The sequence below is a fragment of the Pseudomonas sp. BIC9C genome (assembly GCF_034541995.1).
In the GTDB taxonomy this organism is placed as follows: domain Bacteria; phylum Pseudomonadota; class Gammaproteobacteria; order Pseudomonadales; family Pseudomonadaceae; genus Aquipseudomonas; species Aquipseudomonas fluorescens_CC.
On sequence record NZ_JAWDGM010000014.1, the window covers coordinates 1 to 1,149 of the forward strand.

The window sequence follows — 1,149 nt, forward strand, 5'->3', positions numbered from 1 at the left end:
ATGCCTTGTACGGATTGGGCTACATCATCCCGGCAACCTTTTTGTCGCAAATGGCTAACGCGCAATTCCATGGCCAATGGCAGGCCGACCTGTTCTGGCCATGCTTTGGCCTGGCGGCGGCAACCGGTGTGGTGCTGGTGAGTTTGCGTCGGCAGAAGCCCGACGCCACGCGTCACTGGTTGATGGCGACGTTATGGCTGCAAGCTGCTGGCGTTTTCGCCTGTCTGCTGGGCAACGGGCCTGGCCTGGCGTTGGGTGTGATCCTGTGCGGCACGCCGTTCCTGGCCTGCATGCAACTGGTGATGCAACGCTCCCGGGAACTGGCGCCCCACGCCACCCAGCGCAATGCCGGCCTGCTGACGGCCTGCTTTGCCGTGGGTCAGCTCAGCGGGCCATTGCTGGCGGCGCTGAGCAGTCATTTCAGTGGCGGTTTGCAGCCGGCACTGGTGGTCGCCGGCTGCGGCTTGCTGATCGCCGGCGGTCTGTCGCTCGCGCCGGTCAGTTCTGCCCCAGGGCTTTGCGCAAACGACGGCGCAACCACTGTTCAGCGCTGACAAACGTGATGCCCGCCAACACCAGCACTGCACCGATGATGAAGTTCAGGCTCAGCGCCTCGCCCAGCAGCACCACACCGAACGTGACGCCGAACAACGGCGTCATGAACGAAAACACCGCGAGGTTCGCTGCCAGGTAACGGCGCAGCAGCCAGAACCAGACCAGGTAACTGAAGAACGACACGACCACGCCCTGAAACAGCACACTGGCGACTGCCACGGAAGTCAGGCTGACGTGGGTGATCTGGCCACTGAGCAGCGCGATCAACAACAAACCGAAGAAACCGACGATCAACTGATAGAACAGCGTCAGGGTCACCGGCGCTTCCGACAGGCGCGAGGCGCGCACCACCACCGTGGTCGCGCCCCAGGCTGCGCCCGCCAGCACACCCAGGGCATCGCCCATCAACATGCGGTAATCAAGGTTGTCCCAGGACACTCCGCCGGCAAACGCGATGGCAATCCCGATAAAGGCCAGGACAATCCCCAGCCATTGCAAGGGTCGCAAACGCTCACTGGGCAGCAACCAGTGCACACCCAATGCGGTGAAGATCGGCGCGGTGTAGAGAAACACTGACATGTGCGCCGCCGTGGT

General features: G+C 62.9%; 2 protein-coding genes. One reads left to right on the plus strand and one right to left on the minus strand.

Going from position 1 to position 1,149, the window contains the following annotated elements; translation table 11 throughout:
* The coding region (locus RS887_RS30425) for a YbfB/YjiJ family MFS transporter (RefSeq protein WP_322618314.1) at positions 1-554 on the plus strand (554 nt) is incomplete at its 5' end.
* On the opposite strand, the gene RS887_RS30430 is transcribed toward RS887_RS30425, so the two are convergent.
* The coding region (locus tag RS887_RS30430; RefSeq protein WP_322618315.1) for a DMT family transporter at positions 499-1,149 on the minus strand (651 nt) is incomplete at its 5' end. The two genes, RS887_RS30425 and RS887_RS30430, sit on opposite strands and share 56 nt — an antisense overlap.